18 protein-coding genes and 1 riboswitch are annotated in these 19354 nt (G+C 59.4%); of the genes, 10 read left to right on the plus strand and 8 right to left on the minus strand.

The features are described 5' to 3' along the window. The first annotated feature begins 51 nt into the window (after positions 1 to 51). A complete protein-coding gene (locus tag AKU94_RS12845) occupies positions 52 to 708 on the plus strand; it encodes a thermonuclease family protein (protein ID WP_050527767.1) in 657 nt (218 codons plus the stop codon). An 88-nt stretch (positions 709 to 796) separates the two neighbouring features. Continuing rightward, positions 797 to 1036: a YdcH family protein gene (locus AKU94_RS12850; RefSeq protein WP_050527768.1), complete on the plus strand. Its 240-nt coding sequence runs from the start codon at positions 797 to 799 to the stop codon at positions 1034 to 1036. Here AKU94_RS12850 and AKU94_RS12855 read toward each other — a convergent pair. Together AKU94_RS12855 and AKU94_RS12860 are read right to left on the minus strand one after the other, a co-directional pair. Continuing rightward, the gene (locus AKU94_RS12855; protein ID WP_050527666.1) at positions 1033 to 2442 is read right to left on the minus strand and encodes a helix-turn-helix domain-containing protein; all 1410 of its coding nucleotides are present in this window, start codon (positions 2440 to 2442) and stop codon (positions 1033 to 1035) included. The two genes, AKU94_RS12850 and AKU94_RS12855, sit on opposite strands and share 4 nt — an antisense overlap. 51 nt (positions 2443 to 2493) lie before the next feature. After that, positions 2494 to 3711, minus strand: a complete 1218-nt coding sequence (locus tag AKU94_RS12860; protein ID WP_050527667.1) for a multidrug effflux MFS transporter — start codon at positions 3709 to 3711, stop codon at positions 2494 to 2496. A 157-nt stretch (positions 3712 to 3868) separates the two neighbouring features. Here AKU94_RS12860 and gltX point away from each other — a divergent pair, with 157 nt between their 5' ends. Next, the gene (gltX, locus tag AKU94_RS12865; protein WP_050527769.1) at positions 3869 to 5203 is read left to right on the plus strand and encodes a glutamate--tRNA ligase; all 1335 of its coding nucleotides are present in this window, start codon (positions 3869 to 3871) and stop codon (positions 5201 to 5203) included. A 79-nt stretch (positions 5204 to 5282) separates the two neighbouring features. Here gltX and AKU94_RS12870 read toward each other — a convergent pair whose 3' ends face one another. Beyond that, positions 5283 to 6188, minus strand: coding sequence for a hypothetical protein (locus AKU94_RS12870; RefSeq protein ID WP_157056544.1), 906 nt, complete (start codon positions 6186 to 6188; stop codon positions 5283 to 5285). A gap of 220 nt (positions 6189 to 6408) precedes the next feature. Then, positions 6409 to 6969 (minus strand): gamma-glutamylcyclotransferase family protein, encoded by a 561-nt coding sequence (locus tag AKU94_RS12875; protein WP_050527669.1) that lies wholly within the window; start codon positions 6967 to 6969, stop codon positions 6409 to 6411. Positions 6970 to 7046: 77 nt separating this feature from the next. After that, positions 7047 to 7149: riboswitch (glycine riboswitch) on the plus strand. Positions 7150 to 7294: 145 nt separating this feature from the next. Here AKU94_RS12875 and gcvT point away from each other — a divergent pair. From gcvT to trxC, 4 genes are all read left to right on the plus strand, one after another. Next, positions 7295 to 8413, plus strand: coding sequence for a glycine cleavage system aminomethyltransferase GcvT (gene gcvT, locus AKU94_RS12880; RefSeq protein WP_050527770.1), 1119 nt, complete (start codon positions 7295 to 7297; stop codon positions 8411 to 8413). 32 nt (positions 8414 to 8445) lie between these two features. Beyond that, entirely contained in the window at positions 8446 to 8805 is a 360-nt protein-coding gene (gcvH, locus tag AKU94_RS12885) for a glycine cleavage system protein GcvH (RefSeq protein ID WP_050527771.1), read from the plus strand. A 66-nt stretch (positions 8806 to 8871) separates the two neighbouring features. Then, positions 8872 to 11712 carry an aminomethyl-transferring glycine dehydrogenase gene (gcvP, locus tag AKU94_RS12890; RefSeq protein ID WP_050527772.1) on the plus strand — a complete coding sequence of 947 codons (2841 nt, stop codon included), beginning with the start codon at positions 8872 to 8874 and terminating at the stop codon, positions 11710 to 11712. Positions 11713 to 11809: 97 nt separating this feature from the next. Next, positions 11810 to 12253 carry a thioredoxin TrxC gene (gene trxC, locus AKU94_RS12895; RefSeq protein ID WP_050527670.1) on the plus strand — a complete coding sequence of 148 codons (444 nt, stop codon included), beginning with the start codon at positions 11810 to 11812 and terminating at the stop codon, positions 12251 to 12253. Between the two features lie 4 nt (positions 12254 to 12257). On the opposite strand, the gene AKU94_RS12900 is transcribed toward trxC, so the two are convergent. Beyond that, complete coding sequence (locus AKU94_RS12900) at positions 12258 to 13286, minus strand: acyltransferase family protein (protein ID WP_050527671.1); 1029 nt, start codon at positions 13284 to 13286, stop codon at positions 12258 to 12260. A 390-nt stretch (positions 13287 to 13676) separates the two neighbouring features. On the opposite strand from AKU94_RS12900, the gene AKU94_RS12905 reads away from it, so the two are divergent. Continuing rightward, positions 13677 to 14255, plus strand: coding sequence for a TRAP transporter small permease subunit (locus AKU94_RS12905; RefSeq protein WP_050527672.1), 579 nt, complete (start codon positions 13677 to 13679; stop codon positions 14253 to 14255). Next, positions 14255 to 15646 (plus strand): TRAP transporter large permease, encoded by a 1392-nt coding sequence (locus tag AKU94_RS12910; protein WP_050527673.1) that lies wholly within the window; start codon positions 14255 to 14257, stop codon positions 15644 to 15646. The genes AKU94_RS12905 and AKU94_RS12910 overlap by 1 nt, the downstream gene beginning before the upstream one ends. Positions 15647 to 15670: 24 nt before the next feature. On the opposite strand, the gene AKU94_RS12915 is transcribed toward AKU94_RS12910, so the two are convergent. The 3 genes from AKU94_RS12915 to AKU94_RS12925 are packed head-to-tail and all read right to left on the minus strand — an operon-like array spanning position 15671 to position 18012. Beyond that, positions 15671 to 17005: a sensor histidine kinase gene (locus tag AKU94_RS12915; RefSeq protein ID WP_050527674.1), complete on the minus strand. Its 1335-nt coding sequence runs from the start codon at positions 17003 to 17005 to the stop codon at positions 15671 to 15673. Positions 17006 to 17007: 2 nt separating this feature from the next. Then, complete coding sequence (locus AKU94_RS12920; protein WP_050527675.1) at positions 17008 to 17667, minus strand: response regulator transcription factor; 660 nt, start codon at positions 17665 to 17667, stop codon at positions 17008 to 17010. Positions 17668 to 17673: 6 nt separating this feature from the next. Then, on the minus strand, positions 17674 to 18012 hold the full coding sequence (locus AKU94_RS12925) for a PepSY domain-containing protein (protein ID WP_232295763.1): 339 nt from the start codon (positions 18010 to 18012) through the stop codon (positions 17674 to 17676). 126 nt (positions 18013 to 18138) lie between these two features. Between AKU94_RS12925 and AKU94_RS12930 the strand changes: the two genes are divergently transcribed. Then, positions 18139 to 19353, plus strand: coding sequence for a glycosyltransferase family protein (locus AKU94_RS12930; RefSeq protein ID WP_157056545.1), 1215 nt, complete (start codon positions 18139 to 18141; stop codon positions 19351 to 19353). The last annotated feature ends 1 nt before the right edge of the window (position 19354 follow it).

Here is a 19354-nt window from a genome sequence, read left to right on the forward strand (position 1 = left end):
TAATCGCCATAACGCTTGATTGCTGCCCGGACGGGGCGGCATATCGAGGGTATGTTAATCATTCGTACCCTCCTTGTTCTTCTTTTGGGGCTGACAGCCCCCACATTCGCAATCGCTCTATCTGGAAAGGTGCGGGTGGTGGATGGCGATGGCCTTGTGATCGCCGGAGAGCGCATCCGCCTGCATGGCATCGATGCGCCGGAATTGCGCCAGCGCTGTGATCCATCGGGGCGCAATTGGAAATGCGGGGCATGGGCGGCAGAGGTATTGGCCAAAATTGTCGCCAAAGGAGAGTTGAGTTGTGAGGCGGTGGACCGTGACCGTTATGGCCGCACGGTGGCGCGCTGTTCCGTTTCCGGTCGCGATGTCGGTGCGCAACTGGTACGGGCGGGTGCCGCGATGGCCTATCGCCGCTATTCTAGCGGCTATATCGCATTGGAGGATCAGGCGCGGGCGCAGGGCCGCGGCCTTTGGTCGGGGGAGGTAACGGCACCGTCCGAGTACCGAAAAAGCACCAAACTTGTGGCAAACAAGGCGTCATCGGGGTGCAAAATCAAAGGTAATATCAGTGCCAAGGGCGCGCGGATCTATCACGTTCCGGGGCAGCGCCACTATCTTGACACGCGGATTTCCCCCAATAAGGGGGAGGCCTATTTCTGCACTGAGGCCGAAGCGCGCGCGGCCGGATTTCGCCGATCAAAACGCTAAGGTTTTCCGTGCGGTTTGATCAGGGTCAATGTCGCTGAAATGGTCTTGGGATACCATGATGCCATGGCGAACAAAGAAGGAGCTTCCCATGGCGAACACACCTCATACATTGGCCGAAGAGTTTCCGGCCGAAGTAGATAAAATGCACAAAATGAAGCTGGAAAATGCTCATTTTTCAAAGATCTATGATGAATACCACGAGGTGAACCGTGCCGTGCATCGTGCGGAAACAAATGTAGAGCCGACCGATGATGCGAATGAAAATGCCCTTCGCCAGCAACGCGCACGTCTAAAAGATGAAATCTGGGCGATGTTGAAGGCCGGTTAAGGCGGGCTGTCCGTTGTGCCGATCCCATAGGGCACGACACCGCGCCTGTCTGGGTCCACCAGCAGGCGCTTTTCCAAGGGCGGCACCGAGCGTTGATGGCAATCGGGCCGCTCACAGATGCGGCAGGAAATGCCAATTGGCTCAAACCGTCCACGCAGGTCAAGCCCGTCGGCATAGACCAGCTTTTCGGCGTGGCCGATCTCACACCCAAGACCGATGGCATAGCGCCGCACAGGTGCGCCGAAGGCACCGCCCGATTTGGACACATCCCGCGACAGGCAGACATAGCGCACACCGTCCGGTGTTTCGGCCAGCTGGCGCAGGAACCGGCCGGGCATCTCAAAGGCTTGGTGTACATTCCAAAGCGGACAGGCCCCGCCGAACCGCGCGAATTGAAAACGCGTGGCCGAATGGCGTTTGGTGACGGTGCCGGCCTGATCGACCCGCACAAAAAAGAAGGGCACCCCTTTTGCCCCGGGACGTTGCAGGGTTGAAAGACGGTGGGCGATCTGCTCGATCGACGTGCCAAACAGGTCCGATAAACGCTCCAGATCGTGGCGCTCGCGGTCGGCGGCTTGCAAGAACGCGGTATAGGGCATCAATGCGGCGCCGGCGAAATAATTGGCCAGACCGATCTTGGCGATGCCGCGTGCTTGGGGGCTGTGAAACTGCGCAAGGTCCAAGGTCGCCTCTAGCAGGTCGTTCTGGGTCAGCAGGGCAATCTGATGCAGCAATTGAAACCGGCGCGTGGTGGCCGAAACCCTTCCCGACAGGCGCAAGTTTCTGGTTTGGGCGTCAAAGCTGCGCATTTCGCCGTTGTTGGACAGTGTTAGGTCAATACCAAGCCGCTTTAGCGTCGCAAGCGCGGTATTCTCAACCGGCACATCGGGGCCTTTCGCGGTGGCGAAATGTTCGGCGGCGCGGTCTATGGCGTCGATGTAATTGTCGCAATAGTGAAAGAAATCGCGCACCTCATCCCATGGGGAGGGGGCAAGCGGGGATTCGTCGCGGCCCAAAGCCTCATCCAGCGAGGCCAGCCGTTCATGGGTCTGGCGGTAAGCGCGGTGTAGATCCAGAAAGGCACGCGCAAGCCCCGGCGCGTTAGAGGCCGCAAGCCGCAGATCAGCCAAAGGCGGCGGCGCGGTAAAGACCGGATCGGCCAGCGCCTCGCGCATGTCGGTGACGATGCGTTCGCTGTCGCCGCTGGTCAGCTCGGTAACATCCTGCCCGAACTCCTGCGCCAGCGCCAATACGACACTCGCCGAAATGGGGCGGTGGTTATTCTCCATCTGGTTCAGGTAGGGCAGAGAAATCCCCAGCTTTTGCGCAAAATCCTTTTGCGTCAACCGGATGCGCCCGCGCAATTCACGCAGCTTCACACCGGCATAGAGTTTTTGGGTGGCCATGTTTCGCACCTTGCTTTGCAAAGTCTAGGGTGACTTTGCAAAGCGGTGGCGTCAAGGGCCGCCAAGCTGCTTTTGGCGGTGGCGGACCCATTGGATGCAAAAAATGCAGATGACAGAGGTAAACAGCATTAAAAGCACCAACGGCAAAGGTCCGGTCGTCGGCCCGAGCAGCCAGCCGGCCAGCGCGGATAAAACCGCTCCCGCGCCGATCATCAAGGCCCCGCCAAGCCCCGCGGCAGACCCCGCAAGCTCAGGTCGTACCGAAAGCATTCCGGCATTGGCCGACGGGATCAGCAATCCGTTGCCAAGCCCGACAAAGATCATCAACCCGAAAAAGGCCAGCGGTCCGGTCAGCCCAAGCACCGTCAACAGCGCAAGGACAGCCATGCCAGATGTGGTGGTCACCGCGCCGACGATAATCATCCGGTTGATGCCAAAGCGTACCGCATAGCGGCCCGACAGAAAATTTCCTGCCATATAGCCCACAGCAGGCGCGCCAAAACAAAGCCCCAAAGTTGCGGCATCCATATGGAAAAAGGTGGTCCCGACATAGGGCGCGCCCCCCAGATAAGCAAAGAACGCCCCCGATGAGAATGCCGCCGCCAGACAATATCCCCAAAACCGCTGAGAAGTTAGCAGGGCGGGATATTGCCTGAATTGTGCGGTCAGGCTGGTCGCGCGCGTGGTGGCCGTTTCGCCCATATCAAACCAGACCACTGCAAACAGCGCCATGCCCGAAAGGGTCAGCATGACAAATGAGGCCTGCCAGCCGAACACCTCATCCAGCAGCCCCCCGATAATCGGAGAGATCATCGGCACCAGCGACATCCCCATCGAGACATAGCCGATCATCGAGGCCGCCTGATCTTGTGGCACCATATCGCGCACCGCCGCGCGGGACAGGACAAACCCTGTTGCAATTGCGGCCTGTATCATGCGGCAGGTCAGAAACACGCCAAAGTTTGGCGCCAAAAGCGCGCCAATGCTGGCGACTGTAAAAACCGCTGTGGCGACAAGCATGACCGGACGCCGACCGAAACGGTCCGAGATCGGCCCCACAAACAATTGCAAAAACGCCGTGGCCCCGAGGTAGAGCGACAGCGAAAGCTGCATCAACGTGTATTCGACGCCGAAATGACGTGCCATTGACGGCAGTGACGGCAAAAACACGTTCAGCGACATGGCGGCAACGCCAGCGAGCATGACAAGGGTGGTGATATGCGGGGCGGTGGTCCGGTCTAGGTAGCGGACGGTCGGTCTGTTATTCATTCCCAAGGGGTATGCTCTTTGACCTGCCCTGTCCATCGAGCAAATTGGCGATATCGAAATAACCCGCGCGCGATCTGTTTTGGCTGGCCCGCCCCCCGCAGATATGGACAAAGCCCGTTTCATGTGACAAATCGGCATGGTTCAGGAGAGCAAAATTATGACAACCCGTCCCACGATCACGCGTTTCGCCCCGTCACCGACCGGATTTATCCACGTTGGCAACCTTCGTACCGCCTTGATGAACTGGATGATCGCCCGCAAGTCGGGCGGCACCTTTATCTTGCGGCTTGATGACACCGATCAGGAACGCTCCAAACAGGAATATGTCGACGGGATCATGGAGGATCTGGAGTGGCTGGGCCTGACATGGGACCGGGTAGAGCGTCAATCCTTGCGGCTGGAGCGTTACCGTGAGGCAGCCGAAGAGCTGAAGGCTGCCAACCGCTTTTATGAGTGTTTCGAGAGCCCCACCGATCTGGACCTCAAGCGCAAAAAGCTTTTGAATATGCACAAGCCGCCGGTCTATGACCGTGCCTCTTTGCATTTGTCGGATGCGGAAAAAGACAAGCTGCGCGCGGACACCCCCGGCTATTGGCGTTTTTTGCTGGCGCTAGAGCGGATCGAATGGGATGACGGGATCATCGGGCCGGTTTCCATTGATGCGGCAAGCGTGTCGGATCCGGTGCTGATCCGGGCCGATGGGCAGGTGCTTTATACTTTTGCCTCTTCGGTTGATGATATCGATATGGGCGTGACCTCGATTGTGCGCGGTGCCGATCATGTGACCAATACCGCAACGCAGATCCAGATCATGCAGGCGATGGGGGGCACCCCGCCAAGCTTTGCGCACCATTCGCTGTTGACTGGCCCGCAGGGTGAGGCGCTGTCGAAACGTCTGGGCACGCTGTCCTTGCGTGATTTGCGCGCGCGCGGGGTGGAGCCGCTGGCCCTGCTTTCGCTGATGGCGCGTCTGGGGTCATCCCAGCCTGTGGAACTGGCCGGCAGCCACCAAGAGCTCATCGACGGCTTTCAGATCGGCAATTTTGGCGCGGCACCCACCAAATTCGATGCCGAGGACCTGTTCCCGCTGACCCGTGCCTATGTGCAGGGGTTGCCCTTTGATACCGTCGCCGCACGGATCGCCGAGCTGGGCGTGCCGGAAGAGTTGCGTGAGGGCTTTTGGCGCGTGGCCAAGGAAAATATCACAGTGCTGTCCGATCTGGACGGCTGGTGGGCCATGTTCCGCGACGGGGCCGAACCCCTGATCGACGAGGAGGACCGCGCGTTTGTGGCTGAGGCGGTTGCAATGCTGCCAGATGCGCCCTTTGGACCCGACACCTGGAAAGAGTGGACCTCGGCGGTAAAGGAGGCCACGGGCCGCAAGGGCAAGGGGCTGTTCATGCCCCTGCGCAAAGCCCTGACCGGGCAGGCGCATGGGCCAGAGATGGCCGATGTGATGCCGCTGTTGCAAGTGGTTCGGGCGCGAGGCTGATCCAATCTTGCGCGCGATCTGGGAAACCGGATCGTGCGCCGTTAATTGAAAACGGGTTTCAAAGTCATATCTGCTCTGTTTATGACGTCCCACGCACAGGATTGCGCTGTTTGGATGAAAGCGTGGGCGGCAGATGATCCACGCAGTTTTTATGACAGCCGACATGAAAACAAGCGGGCGCGGTTTTCTCGATTCCAGACTCGCCTAAAGGTTTATTGTTGTATTTCATAGCGGTCTTTATCATCTCAGACGTCAGGCATTTGCGGAATTTAACGCCGGCATAAGCCGTGTTTCGCCAAGCGACTTTTCCTTCACGTTGAAAACCGGCAAAATTATATTCCGCCCAGGTTTGGCCCATGTATTTCTCGGTCGCTTCGATCTTCATGCCTCCCTCACTCAGATCAACGATCCGGGTTACTGTGCATTGTTTGCCGTAGTAAATGTGCAAAGGGATATTGCAGATTCTGCGAGTGCTTCCCCGCTTTTTCTTTCGGGGATAGAATATGATGGCCAATAGAGCGATCAGGGTTGCGAAAATTGCCAGATAGCCGCCGGACGGGACAAGTTTTTTGAATGTCCTTTTCAAATCTTCGCTCAGGGATTGCTGGTTGTCACCCCGGCGCGCGGTGCGGGAACTGCTGCGTGCTGCGACCACAGACCCACAATCCAATGCGCCGCCGATGAAGGTCAGATCCCGTTGGATGATAGAAAGATTCCAATACATAGTAGAGCGAACTGCGTCCTCATTCAGGCTTTGAATGCCCGCTGAATGGTTCCACTGGTTGAACCTTGTGGTCAGGCGGGTCGCAATTTCCGAGAGATTGGGTGCCGGATTGCGGACCAGATATGCTGTGAAATCCCTGCTAAGGCTACCAAGGCCCCTAAGGGCCGCGAAGGGTGTGTCGACGGATCTTGTCCGCAGGGCAATGCTATACGTAAGTTTCAAATCTGCAACGGCGGCACAGATGTCGTTGACGCTGGCCATTGCGGGCGTACCCAGGGGGATTAGGAAACAAACGAGTACCCAGATGAAAAAACGACGCATTATAGTATAGTACCCTCATATCCGTACCATTTGGCGTCAACTTCGTTAAGTAAATGTGAGGTTTCGCCTATGCCGCCATCATAATTTCACTAAATTGTCTTTGATCCGAAAAGGTACACAGCCGCGCAGCTGTGAAAAAATGTGCCGGTTTGGACGGCAGTCAGACGGAGTGTTGTCGGATGATTCGGGCGCCCAAGTCGTGCAAACCTTCATCCACCAGCGCGGTTTCTTGTGCGGTCAGCCGCTGGGCGCGCGGGTAAATGGGGGTCTTGCGATCATCCAGAATCGGGGTGTGCCAGCCTGAGGTGGTGTTAAAGAAATCGGCAGCCCCCTGAGGCCCGTATTCAACTACAAACCCTTGGATCACCACATCGATATAGCTCAGCAAGATCGGATGCGGATCGGATGCGGCACGGTTCTGTGGCGGGACGGCATAGACCTGAATCGGATGCGGTTCCTGGCCCAGTGCGGCATGGTCATGATGGCGGGCATATCCGGTCTCGCGAATATCGAGGGCGGCCCAGTCACCGTTTGGCACATGGGCGACAAGGCCCGCAATCGTGCAATCGGGGTCGCGGATGACGGACAGAAAGGACTGCGGATGGGTGCTGGTATGGATCCATGTGCGCCGCCAGCCTTTCAGTGTGGCAGGGCGTGCATCCGGATAGCTATGTGTGGCACGGTTGACGAGAGAGCCGTAGCCGAAGAAATGCTGGGTCATAAAGGCAGTCCGTTTCTGTATGCAGTGGTATCCTTTTCGGGCTTGCTTTGGGGCAGGCCCGCAGGATAGGTTTTGAGCCATCAGGATCGGGAGAATCCGGTCTGGGCGCAAGCCCTCTTTCTGGTGCCGAAGGAGCAACCGCCCCGGTAAACTCTCAGGCAAAAGGACCGGTTCTGATGGTGGACTCTGGAGAGTGGCGTTTTCGCCCGCCGAAGGGATAACGATCTCAGGCGCCCTTTTTGGGCAAGGACAGAGGGGGCATTTTGCGGGTAGGGTTGGCCTGTTCGCGGGGTGCCGGGGATTTCCGGCGTTTGAAGGGGGCGATATGGCCGATTTGAAACGGACCGGATTATACGATTTGCATGTGGAATTGGGTGCCAAGATGGTGCCCTTTGCGGGTTATGAGATGCCCGTGCAATACCCGCTTGGCGTGATGAAAGAGCATTTGCATTGCCGCGCGCATGTGGGCCTGTTTGACGTCGGCCATATGGGGCAGGTGATCTTGCGACCCAAGGACAGCATGGATGCGCTGGTCGCGGGGCTTGAGGCGATGATGCCGGTGGCCGTTGCCGGGCTTGCCGAAGGGCGGCAGCGTTACGGCTTGTTTACCAACGATCAGGGTGGGATCATTGACGATCTGATGTTCGCCAACCGTGGTGATCATTTCTTTTTGGTGGTCAATGCGGGCTGCCGCGACGGCGATATCGCCTTGATGCGTGAAAAGCTGGCGGATGTGGCCGAGGTGATCGAGGTCATGGATCGCGGCCTTTTGGCGGTGCAAGGGCCGGGAGCAGAGGCTGCGCTGGCAAGTCTGGTTCCCGATGTTGCCGCGATGCGCTTTATGGATGTGATTACCGTGGATACGGTCTTTGGCGCGCTGTGGATCTCGCGTTCGGGCTATACCGGTGAGGACGGGTTCGAGGTGTCGGTCCCCGATGTTGAGGGCTTTACCCGCTCTTTGCTGGCGCTAGAGGGCGTTGAGATGATCGGCCTTGGCGCGCGTGACAGTTTGCGGCTGGAGGCAGGCCTTTGCCTTTATGGGCACGACATGACCGAGGAAACCACCCCCGCCGAGGCGGCCCTTGGCTGGGCGATCCCCAAAGCACGGCGCGAGGGCGCGCGGGCCGGCGGTTTCCCCGGTGCCGATGTGATTTTGGCGCAGCTGGCCGACGGGCCTGCGCGCCTGCGTGTCGGTCTGCGCCCCGAAACCCGCGCGCCGATGCGCGAAGGTGTCGAATTATTTGACCGCGAAGAGGGGGGGGAGGCCGTTGGCCGCGTTACCTCGGGCGGGTTCGGCCCATCGGTCGAAGTGCCGATTGCCATGGGATATGTGCCCCGCGCGCTTGCCGGCGATGGCACCCAGCTTTGGGGAGAGGTGCGCGGCAAACGCCTGCCCGTATCCGTCTTTCCCCTTCCGTTCCGTCCATCCAATTATAAACGCTAAGGCCACTTTTTAGACCAAGGAACACGACGATGATGAAATATACCGAAGATCACGAATGGCTGCGGGTAGAGGGCGATCTTGTCGTCGTCGGCATTACCGAACATGCGGCAACCCAATTGGGCGATGTTGTATTTGTGGAATTGCCTGAACCCGAAACCATGGTCGCCACCGGCGATGAGGTGGTGGTGATCGAATCCGTCAAGGCGGCATCCGACATTCTGGCCCCCGTCGACGGAGAGATCGTCGAGGTCAATGACAAGCTGTCCGACAAGCCCGGCCTGGTCAATGACGATGCCACCGGTGACGCATGGTTCTTCAAGATGAAGATCGACGACATGTCGGTGCTGGGTGCCTTCATGTCAGAAGACGAATATAACGACCTGATCGGGTAATCGCCGCTTTCCCCCGGACTCGATCGCGTTTCCGGGGGCATTTTGCCGGATTTTTTGGGGATGGACATGACCTATACGCCTGTTGACTATAATACCTATGATTTTGCCAACCGCCGCCATATCGGCCCCTCGCCCGAGGAGATGGCAGAGATGCTGCGGGTTGTAGGCACCGCCAGCCTTGAAACATTGATGGATGAAACCATCCCGGCCTCGATCCAGCAAAAGACGCCGCTTGGCTGGTCCGGTCTGGCCGAGCATGAGCTTTTGGCAAAAATGCGTGAGGTGGCCGCCAAGAACAAGGTGATGACCAGCCTGATCGGGCAGGGCTATTACGGTACGGTGACGCCGCCTGCGATCCAGCGCAATATTCTGGAAAACCCCGCGTGGTACACCGCCTATACCCCCTATCAGCCCGAGATCGCGCAGGGCCGACTTGAGGCGCTTTTGAACTATCAGACCATGGTCTCGGATCTGACGGGCCTGCCGGTTGCCAATGCCAGCCTGCTGGATGAGGCAACCGCGGCGGCCGAAGCCATGACCATGGCCGGGCGTAGCGCGAAATCCAAGGCACGCGGTTTCTTCGTGGATCGCAATTGCCATCCGCAAACCATCGCTGTCATCAAGACCCGCGCCCAGCCTTTGGGGATCGAGGTGATCGTGGATGACCCCGCTGTGATGGAGGCCGACAAGGTCTTTGGCGGGATCTTCCAATATCCCGGCACCTACGGCCATGTCACCGATTACACCGACCAGATCGCGGCCCTGCATGCAGCAAAAGCGATTGCCATCGTGGCCACCGATCTGTTGGCGCTGACCATGATCAAGGAGCCGGGCGCGATGGGGGCCGATATCGCGGTTGGTTCAAGCCAGCGGTTTGGCGTGCCGATGGGATACGGCGGGCCACATGCGGCCTTTATGTCCTGTACCGATGCGCTGAAACGCTCGATGCCGGGGCGGATTGTGGGTGTGTCAATCGACAGTCGCGGCAACACCGCCTACCGTCTTGCACTGCAAACCCGTGAACAGCATATCCGCCGCGAAAAGGCGACGTCGAACGTGTGTACCGCGCAGGCGCTGCTTGCGGTTATGGCGTCCTTCTATGCGGTGTTCCACGGACCAAAGGGGTTGCGTGCCATCGCGGAACGGGTGCATTTCGCCACCGTCCGTCTGGCACGGGCATTGAAGGCCGCGGGGGCAAAGGTCTCGCCCGATGCGGTGTTTGACACCATCACGGTTGAGGTTGGCGTGGGCCAAGCAGGCATTCTGGCCGCCGCCCGCCAAGAGGGGTTGAATTTTCGCAAGATCGGGAATGACCGCGTCGGCATCAGCCTTGATGAAACCTCGGATGAGCGGGTGCTGATCAGCGTTCTGCGCGCCTTCGGGATTGAGGGCGTGCCACCGCACCGCGCAGAGCTGGGTTTCCCCGATGCCATGCTGCGCCAGAGCGATTATCTGACCCATCCCGTGTTCCATATGAACCGCGCGGAATCGGAAATGATGCGCTATATGCGGCGTTTGTCGGACCGCGACTTGGCGCTTGACCGTGCGATGATCCCCTTGGGCTCTTGCACCATGAAACTGAACGCCGCCGCCGAGATGATGCCGATCACATGGCCCGAATTCGGGTCGCTGCACCCCTTTGTGCCCGCAGATCAGGCGCTTGGCTATAAAGAAGCGATTGACGATCTTTCGGCCAAGCTGTGTGAGATCACCGGCTATGACGCCATGTCGATGCAGCCCAATTCCGGCGCGCAGGGGGAATATGCGGGGCTGTTGACCATCGCCGCCTATCACCGCGCGAATGGCGGGGAACAGCGCAACATCTGCCTGATCCCGACCTCGGCGCATGGCACCAATCCGGCCTCGGCACAGATGGCGGGGATGAAGGTCGTGGTGGTGAAATCCGCGCCCAACGGCGATGTGGACCTTGATGATTTCCGCGACAAGGCGGCGGCGGCGGGGGACAAGCTTGCGGCCTGCATGATCACCTACCCGTCAACCCATGGCGTGTTTGAGGAAACCGTGCGCGAGGTCTGCAAGATCACCCATGATTTCGGCGGGCAGGTCTATATCGACGGGGCGAATATGAACGCGCTGGTCGGCCTTGTGAAACCGGGCAAGATCGGCGGCGACGTCAGCCACCTGAACCTGCACAAGACCTTTGCGATCCCGCATGGCGGCGGTGGGCCGGGTATGGGGCCGATCGGGGTTGGCGCCCATCTGGCGCCCTATCTGCCGGGGCATCCTGAGGTCGGCGGCAAGGAAGGGCCGGTTTCGGCCACGCCATATGGTTCGGCCAGTATCCTGCTGATCTCATGGGCTTATTGCCTGATGATGGGCGGTGAGGGGCTGACGCAGGCGACGCGGGTGGCGATCTTGAACGCCAACTATATCGCGGCCCGTCTGAACGGCGCTTATCCGATCTTGTTCATGGGCAACAAAGGCCGCGTCGCGCATGAATGTATTCTGGACACGCGGGTATTTGCCGATGCTGGGGTGACGGTGGATGATATCGCCAAACGCCTTATCGACAACGGTTTCCACGCGCCGACGATGTCTTGGCCGGTATCGGGCACCTTGATGGTGGAGCCGACGGAATCGGAGACCAAGGCCGAGATTGACCGCTTTATCACCGCACTTTTGGCGATCCGCGCCGAGATTCAATCGGTTCAGGACGGTGATATTTCAGCCGAGGATAGCCCGCTGCGCCATGCCCCCCATACGGTGAATGATCTGGTCGCCGAATGGGACCGCAAGTACAGCCGCGAGGCCGCATGCTTTCCGCCCGGCGCGTTCCGCGTAGATAAATACTGGCCCCCCGTCGGGCGGGTCGATAACGTGCATGGCGACCGGAACCTGATTTGCACCTGTCCGCCGCTATCGGATTATGAGGATGCGGCAGAGTAACGTCAGGCCGGGTTTATCCCGGCCTATTCGTTTTTAGGGGCTTGAAAGCAGATTGCCGGACAATATATTCGGTGCAGTGAATGTGTTTAGGTGAACCATGTCCGATGCTGTGAAACTCGTCTGTATAACCTGCGGACAAATGAACCGGGTGCCTGTGGCCAAGCTGAAAGACCGCCCGAAATGCGGTTCTTGTGGTGATGCGCTGGTGACGGGCACAGTGGCAGAGCTGGACTTTGCAACCCATGACAAGGCGACGCGCGGCGATGAGCTGCCTATTCTGGTAGACTACTGGGCGCCGTGGTGCGGCCCTTGCCGGATGATGGCACCCGAATTTGCCAAGGCAGCCAGAGCCTTGGAAGGGCGCGCACGTTTCGCAAAGATCAATACCCAAGATCACCCGAAAGTATCGGACAGATTGCGTATTCAGGGTATTCCGCTTTTGATTCTGTGGCATAAGGGGCGAGAGGTTGCCCGCCTGCCGGGCGCACGCCCTGCCGCCGAAATACAAGCCTTTGTCGAAAAGAACAGCAAACCGCGTTGAGGGTTTACTGAAACCCAAGCAACCACGCAGCACCGCTTCTTTGCGCGACCCTAAGCAGCACCAGCGGCCCGAAAACACCAATCCCGAACCCGAGGACGAGGTGCCAACCAAGGCCGGAGACACCAATGGCAAAAAGCACCTCGCGCATTGTTGCGGAAAAGATCGTATGGGCCAGATAGATCGCCATGGATGCCAGCCCGAGGCGCGTCAGCCAAGTGGTAAGCTGTGGGCTGAGGTTTTGGGCAAGCCCGGCACAAATTGCCAAAAAGCACCACGTCAGCAAAAGGGACCCGCCAAGCAGAACCGCAGGCCATTGCGGCAAGAACGGCCATACCGCAACCACCAAGACGAACGCCGTCAGCGCGCCTAGGCGACCACCCCGCCCAAGGGTTGAGAGGTCGAGCGTTTGACTTAGCACGATGCCCAGCACAAAGAAGGGTGCATTCTGAATAGCTGGCCCGATCAACCGGTAGAGGACATCGGGCAGCGGCATGAAGGCCAAAGCGATCGTTGCGATCATCATCCCCCACAGGGCCAATGGCAAATAGCGCCCTCTTGATATCAGCGGACGGGTCAGTAACAGACCCATATGCAGCACATAGAGCGCCCATAAAAACCACAGGTGCAGATGCCCCGGTATGGGCAGGATCAGCATGTCCTTCATGGTGATCGGCTGATTGGCGACCGACCCTGCCGCAAGTTTGACCCCGAGGAACAGGTAGGTCCACAGGATCATCGGCCAGATTAGGCGTGACAACCGGCTGGCCGTAAAATGATGCGGCGTTGCCCGCCACAAAGAGCCTGCCACAAGCAGCCCTGACAGGGCAAAGAAAACCGGCATATGAAAGGCGTATATCCGGGCATCGACTGCGTGGAATAATGCGGGCGGGACTAGCCCAGCCTCATGGATCCCGCGCCAGGCATGGCCAAAAACCACCAATAGAATTGCCAATCCTTTTGCCGTGTCAATCCATTCCGACCGGGTCCGGGCGGTGGGCGGGCGCGCATCTGCAACTGTGGGATGGTCAGACATATCTGCGCACTTTTAAGGGGTTAGGGTCTTTTAACCTTGTCACGCCATATCTGCCGACAGAGATCAGCTTTGTCGAGGATTTGAGGGTCGATAGGGGCGGTCCTAGCGGTTTATGGCCGTTTCCCGCCCGGATTTCTCGCCTTGAGGGCGATCAGCACACGTCCTGCGATTTATGCATTTTGTGGAATTCTTTTGGGTTGTGGCGGTGGCACAGGTACTGCCTGCATTCTCCCCTCAGCCAAGAATCAGGCGGGCATAAACTCGGGCCAGCGCCTGCGATCCAATGGTGGTCTGGGGAAAACAGGCGATCTACAACTTGACTTTTCGCTGTTGTGCTTGGATTGAGGCGCAGACTTGTGCCCGGAACAATTTTTAAGGAAAGGGGGGCGAATGCTGTTTCTTGGTAAAATTGCTGCAGTGATATGCGCATTCAATCTTTTTATCGGCAAAACATTCGCCTGGCTTTCACTGGGTATCGTGTCCATTTGTTTCACGGTCGTTGTACAACGCTATATTTTCGCGACAAGTTATGTGTGGATGCAAGATCTCTATATCTGGCTGAACGGGGCAATGTTTACCGCCGTGGCAGGTTTTGCGCTATTGCGTGACGATCATGTGCGGGTGGATATTTTCTACCGCCCCGCGCGCAAACGGGTGCGGGCGCTGACGGATCTTGTTGGTGTGTTCTTGTTCCTTTTGCCCTTTACCTGGGTGGTCTATAGCTATTCGATGCCCTTCGTGCAGCGTGCCTGGAGCTATGGCGAAAGCTCGGCGAATGTGGGGGGGATGCCGGGGCTGTTCATCTTGAAAAGCTTTATCATCGCCTTTGCCGTTTTGATTGCGCTGCAAGGTGTGGCGATGGCGATCCGGTCGGTTCTTGTGCTGTCGGGGAATGAGGATCTGGTCCCTGACGTCATTAAATATTCCGCCGATCAGGCAAAGCCGCTGCCAAAAGAAGGAACCCTTTGATGGACCCGGTCCTTATTGGCGAGCTGCTCGCCGCGTTAATGTTTTTTGGCGTAATCGGCTTTTTGTTGCTGGGCTTTCCGGTTGCTTTCACCCTTGCGGGGGTGTCGCTTATGTTTGGTATGGTGGGCCTGTCTTTGGGCGTGTTCGATCCGTCCAATTTCGGCTCTTTGCCCAACCGCTATATCGGCTTTATGACAAGTGAGGTACTGGTCGCGGTGCCGCTTTTCATCTTTATGGGGGTGATGCTGGAACGCAGCCGCATCGCAGAGCAGCTTTTGCTGACCATGGGCAAGATGTTTGGCAACCTGCGCGGCGGGCTTGGCATTTCGGTGGTGCTTGTGGGTGCGATGCTTGCGGCCTCTACCGGGGTGGTGGGGGCCACCGTGGTAACGATGGGGCTGATATCGCTGCCTGCGATGTTGCGCGCGGGCTATGACCCCAAGCTGGCAACAGGCGTTATCTGTGCAAGCGGCACTTTGGGGCAGATCATCCCGCCTTCAACCGTTTTGATTTTCATGGGTGATATGCTTTCGGGGATCAACAGTCAGGTGCAGATGGCCAAGGGCAATTTTGCGCCGACGCCGGTGTCTGTGGGGGATCTTTTTGCGGGGGCGCTGTTGCCGGGTGTATTGCTGGTGGTGATCTATCTGTCTTATGTGGTCTTCAAGGCGATTACGGACCCGCAATCCTGTCCCGCCACGCCTGTGCCTGCGGACGAGAAAGGCACGCTTTTGCGTGAGGTTGCTGTCGCATTGCTGCCGCCGATGATGCTTATTCTGGCGGTGCTCGGGTCCATCCTTGGCGGGATCGCAACCCCAACAGAGGCAGCCTCGGTCGGGGCGGTGGGTGCGATGGTGCTGGCTGTGCTGCGCCGTCGGCTGTCCTTTGCAATTCTGCGCGAGACGGCGATTGCGACCGCCACAATCACCAGCATGGTCTTTGTAATCTTGCTGGGCGCCTCGGTGTTTTCGGTGGTGTTCCGGATGATGGGGGGGGATAACCTCGTTCATGAATTCCTGACAAATCTGCCGGGGGGGCGTTTGGCCGCCGTGGCGGTTGTGATGTTGATCATGTTCTTTCTCGGGTTCATTCTGGATACCTTTGAGATCATCTTTATCGTCATCCCGATTACGGCCCCCGTGCTTTTGGCGCTGGATGTCGATCCGGTCTGGCTGGGGGTTCTGGTGGGCGTGAACTTGCAAACCTCTTTCCTGACGCCGCCCTTTGGCTTTGCGCTGTTTTACCTGCGCGGCGTGGCACCCGACACTTTGCCAACCAGCGCGATCTACAAGGGGATTTTGCCGTTTGTGGTCTTGCAGATCATTGCCATCGCGATCCTGTTTGCTTTCCCCGAGATCGTGACATGGTTGCCGCGCGTTATTGCGGGGTAAAACGGCGGTTCGGGGACAAGGGACCTAGCGCGGGCCGGGCAATACCAGCTCGGCCTCGAACCCCGGATTGAGGTTGCGCAAGTGGAGCGCGCCCAAAGCCTCTGCCGCGATATCGGCCACGATGGCCAGCCCGAGGCCGGTTCCGTCTTGTTGCTCATCCAGCCGCAGCCCGCGTTCGGGCAAGCGTTCCAGCAGGTCAGCGGTCGCACCGTCCCCGTCGTCGCGCACGCGGATTGTGATGCGGTCATGATCCCGGACACAGGTTATGGATACGCGCGTGGCGGCATGGCGCACCGCGTTTTCCGCGAGGGCACCAAGCGCCTCGGCAAGGTCGGCGCGGTGCAAGGGCACCATCAGGCCCGTCGGCCCCTCGACCGCAATACGCAGGCGCGCCCCTTCGGGGGTGCGGCGCAGCACCGAGGCCACAGATTTGGCGACCTCGACGGGATCGCTTGATCCGCCCGCAACGGCGGCGCGGCGGGCGCGGGCCAACTCTCGGTCGACATGGCTGCGCATGCTGCGGCCGATCTCTTCGACACCAAGCGCGGCATCCTTGGCACCGATGGCCCGCAGCCGCGCGGTTTCGCCCATAAGCGCCTGAAGCGGGGTTTTGAGCCCATGCGCAAGATCCCCCGCCCTGAGCCGTGAACGTTCCAATTCAACCTCGCGTTTTTCCAGCAGGGTGTCGATCTCGGTGGCCAGCAGTAAAACCTCGTCGGGAACGTCCTTGCCGATCCGGCGTGCCGTGCCTTCATTCAGCGCCGAGACCCGGTCGCCGATGGCCGACAAGGGCCGCAATGCCACTGTCACCGCCGTGGCCAGCGTGGCTAGCAAGGCCAGCGCCAGCACCGCCATATAAGGGGCCAGATCTGCCAGAAAACCCGCCCGCGCGGCATCGAGTTCGGCGCGGTCTACGGCCACGGTGATATACAGGGGGGTTTGCTGCCCCAGAACCACGACGGTGATCCTGCGCATTAGCGCCAGCAGCACCTCATCCCTCGGGCCCGTCAGCGACCCGTGCCAGAGGTCAGCCCTCTCTTGCGGTAAGGGCAGGGTATAATCCCATAGCGAGCGGGAGCGCAGCTCTTTGCCGGGGGCGGTGATCTGCCAGTAATGCCCCGAGTAGGGGCGTTGATAAATCGGATCATGTGGCGGTGCCGGTAACCGGAGCTGCCCGTCATGGTCAAAATCGACGGCGGCGACAAGATAGTCCAGCCGGTTGTCCAGATCACTGGCGGCGACGCGCTCTACATGCCGGTCAAAGAGTATGGCCAGCCCCCAAGCCGCCACCAGCAAGGCGACCATAAGGCCGATACCGCCCGCCAGCAAAAGCCGGAACCGGATGGACAGACGCCGCATTCCTAAGGCTCCGCGATCTGATAGCCGAAGCCCCGCCGCGTCTCAATCACCCCGGGGCCAAGCTTGCGACGCAACCGCGCGACAAGGGCCTCGATCGCGTTGAGTTCATGACCGTCCTCTCCGCCATGCAGATGTTCCAGCAGTTCGGTCGAGGGCACGGGCCGGTCTCGGTGCAGCACCAGATAGGCAAGGCAGCGAAACTCCAGCGGTGTCAATGTGATGGGCCTGCCCGCCAGCGATGCCGTCATGCGTGTGGTATCCAAGGCCAGCGCGCCTGCCACCTCAACCGGGGCGGCACGTCCTGCCGCGCGGCGCACAAGCGCACGGACGCGGGCGACGAGTTCCTCCATGCGAAAGGGCTTGGGCAGGTAGTCATCCGCGCCTGCATCAATCCCTTCCACCCGTTCAATCCATGTGCCGCGCGCGCTCAGGATCAGTACCGGGATCGTCACCCCTTCGGCGCGCCAGCGTTTGAGTACCGCCAACCCGTCCATAAGCGGCAGGCCAAGGTCAAGCACGATGGCGTCATAGTCTTCGGTGCCGCCCTTGAACCATGCGGCTTCCCCATCGGCGGCATGTTCGACGAAAAAGCCAGATGCCTCCAATGTGCGCGCAAGGTCACCTGCGATGCGCGGGTCATCCTCTACAATCAGGCAACGCATTGGCGGTCAGTCATCGTCGTCATCAAAGTCTTCCTGCTCTACCTCGGTGATCTCGCCGGTGGCGGCATCGACATCCACCTCGATAAGCCGCCCGTCGGGGGTCAAAATCTCGAACTCATATTCCTCAAAGCGGCCATCGTCATCAAGCTCCAACTCGATATCCAGCACTTTGCCGGGGAATTGGGCCTCTATGCGCGGCAGCAGGATCGACAGTGGCAGGATCTCGCCACGCGCCACCGCCGCCCGCGCAATATCGCCGTCGGGCAGGATGTCATCCTCGGGCGTTGTTTGGGCCCAAGCCGAGGACAATCCGAGAAACATGAGGGTCAGAATGAAAATACGCATATCGACCTCTTATCACGGCAAGCTGACAACAAGCTGACAGATCCGATCAGCGGCGTGTCAGGACAGATGTGCGAGATGTGGAACATCCGCAATGACCTCATTCAGACATACCGCAAGGAAAGCCCTATGCAAACCGCAATCACTGCACCGCCGCGTGCGCCACGGATCGTGCTCTATTCCCATGACACGTTGGGGTTCGGCCATTTGCGGCGTAACCTGCTGATTGCCGGGGCCTTGCGTGACAGTGCCTTGGCGCCGCAAATCCTGATGATTACCGGTATGCGTGAGGCCGGTGCCTTTGAACTGCCCAGCGGGGTCGATTGCCTGAGCATGCCCGCCTATGAAAAAGCGCGCGACGGCAGCTACCGGCCGCGTGATCTGGGTGGTGATCTGGCCACATTGGTGCAGATCCGCGCACAGGCCATCAAGGCAGCCGTAGAGGCTTTTGCCCCCGATCTAATGATTGTGGACAATGTCCCGCGCGGCGCGCTGGAAGAGCTGGACTCGCTGTTGCAGGCTTTGCACGCACAAGGGCAGACGCGGCTGGTTCTGGGCCTGCGGGATGTGATCGACACGCCCGAGGCGGTGCGGCGGCAATGGGCGGAAAAACGCAATTACGAGGCCGTTGCGCGCTATTACGATGATGTCTGGGTTTACGGCGATCCGGCGTTCTATAACCTGCTGGAAGAATGCGGGATGACCGGATCATTCGGTGGCAAGGGGCGCTTTACCGGCTATCTTGACCACAGCGCGCGGTTGGCCTCGCCGATTGCGGCGCGGGCGCGGAATGCGGTGCTGGGTGATGACCCCCGACCCTATGTGCTTTGTGCCGTGGGCGGGGGGCGTGATGGCCATGCGCTGTGCGAGGCTTTTGTGGATACGACCTTGCCCGAAGGTCATCGCGGTATTCTGGTTACCGGCAGCCAGATGCCAGATGTGCTGCGCAGCAACCTGCGGTACCGGGCCGAGGCGCGCGGTGATATGGTCTTGGTTGATTTCATGCCCGAGCCGATCGCGCTGATGCAGGGGGCCGTCCGCATTATCGCAATGGGGGGCTATAACACGATCTGCGAGGTGTTGTCGCTGCGCCGTCCCGCACTGATCGCACCGCGCATAACGCCGCGCGCCGAGCAGATGATAAGGGCGGAAAAGCTGGCGGCACGCGGGCTGGTGTCGGTGATCGGACCGGACCGGATCAGTGCAGAGGCGCTTGGGGCATGGCTTGCAAATCCCGCCCCGCAGCCGGGTCAGGGACAGATCGACATGGGCGGTCTGGATCGGGTGCGCGGCCTGGCCGAAGCGATGTTGACCGGCGCGCGCGACCTTAGAATTGCAAATTGAA

The sequence above is a fragment of the Pseudorhodobacter aquimaris genome, from assembly GCF_001202025.1.
Lineage (GTDB): Bacteria > Pseudomonadota > Alphaproteobacteria > Rhodobacterales > Rhodobacteraceae > Pseudorhodobacter > Pseudorhodobacter aquimaris.

What these genes read in the sequence shown, in the direction of transcription:
- AKU94_RS12915 (WP_050527674.1), bottom strand. Translation starts at nt 17,005, where the DNA reads ATGCGGCGTCTGTCCATCCGGTTCCGGCTTTTGCTGGCGGGCGGTATC.
- AKU94_RS12930 (WP_157056545.1), top strand. Translation starts at nt 18,139, where the DNA reads ATGCAAACCGCAATCACTGCACCGCCGCGTGCGCCACGGATCGTGCTC.
- AKU94_RS12920 (WP_050527675.1), bottom strand. Translation starts at nt 17,667, where the DNA reads ATGCGTTGCCTGATTGTAGAGGATGACCCGCGCATCGCAGGTGACCTT.
- AKU94_RS12925 (WP_232295763.1), bottom strand. Translation starts at nt 18,012, where the DNA reads ATGCGTATTTTCATTCTGACCCTCATGTTTCTCGGATTGTCCTCGGCT.
- gltX (WP_050527769.1), top strand. Translation starts at nt 3,869, where the DNA reads ATGACAACCCGTCCCACGATCACGCGTTTCGCCCCGTCACCGACCGGA.
- AKU94_RS12850 (WP_050527768.1), top strand. Translation starts at nt 797, where the DNA reads ATGGCGAACACACCTCATACATTGGCCGAAGAGTTTCCGGCCGAAGTA.
- AKU94_RS12875 (WP_050527669.1), bottom strand. Translation starts at nt 6,969, where the DNA reads ATGACCCAGCATTTCTTCGGCTACGGCTCTCTCGTCAACCGTGCCACA.
- gcvH (WP_050527771.1), top strand. Translation starts at nt 8,446, where the DNA reads ATGAAATATACCGAAGATCACGAATGGCTGCGGGTAGAGGGCGATCTT.
- gcvP (WP_050527772.1), top strand. Translation starts at nt 8,872, where the DNA reads ATGACCTATACGCCTGTTGACTATAATACCTATGATTTTGCCAACCGC.
- gcvT (WP_050527770.1), top strand. Translation starts at nt 7,295, where the DNA reads ATGGCCGATTTGAAACGGACCGGATTATACGATTTGCATGTGGAATTG.
- AKU94_RS12855 (WP_050527666.1), bottom strand. Translation starts at nt 2,442, where the DNA reads ATGGCCACCCAAAAACTCTATGCCGGTGTGAAGCTGCGTGAATTGCGC.
- AKU94_RS12900 (WP_050527671.1), bottom strand. Translation starts at nt 13,286, where the DNA reads ATGTCTGACCATCCCACAGTTGCAGATGCGCGCCCGCCCACCGCCCGG.
- AKU94_RS12845 (WP_050527767.1), top strand. Translation starts at nt 52, where the DNA reads ATGTTAATCATTCGTACCCTCCTTGTTCTTCTTTTGGGGCTGACAGCC.
- trxC (WP_050527670.1), top strand. Translation starts at nt 11,810, where the DNA reads ATGTCCGATGCTGTGAAACTCGTCTGTATAACCTGCGGACAAATGAAC.
- AKU94_RS12860 (WP_050527667.1), bottom strand. Translation starts at nt 3,711, where the DNA reads ATGAATAACAGACCGACCGTCCGCTACCTAGACCGGACCACCGCCCCG.
- AKU94_RS12870 (WP_157056544.1), bottom strand. Translation starts at nt 6,188, where the DNA reads ATGGCCAGCGTCAACGACATCTGTGCCGCCGTTGCAGATTTGAAACTT.
- AKU94_RS12905 (WP_050527672.1), top strand. Translation starts at nt 13,677, where the DNA reads ATGCTGTTTCTTGGTAAAATTGCTGCAGTGATATGCGCATTCAATCTT.
- AKU94_RS12910 (WP_050527673.1), top strand. Translation starts at nt 14,255, where the DNA reads ATGGACCCGGTCCTTATTGGCGAGCTGCTCGCCGCGTTAATGTTTTTT.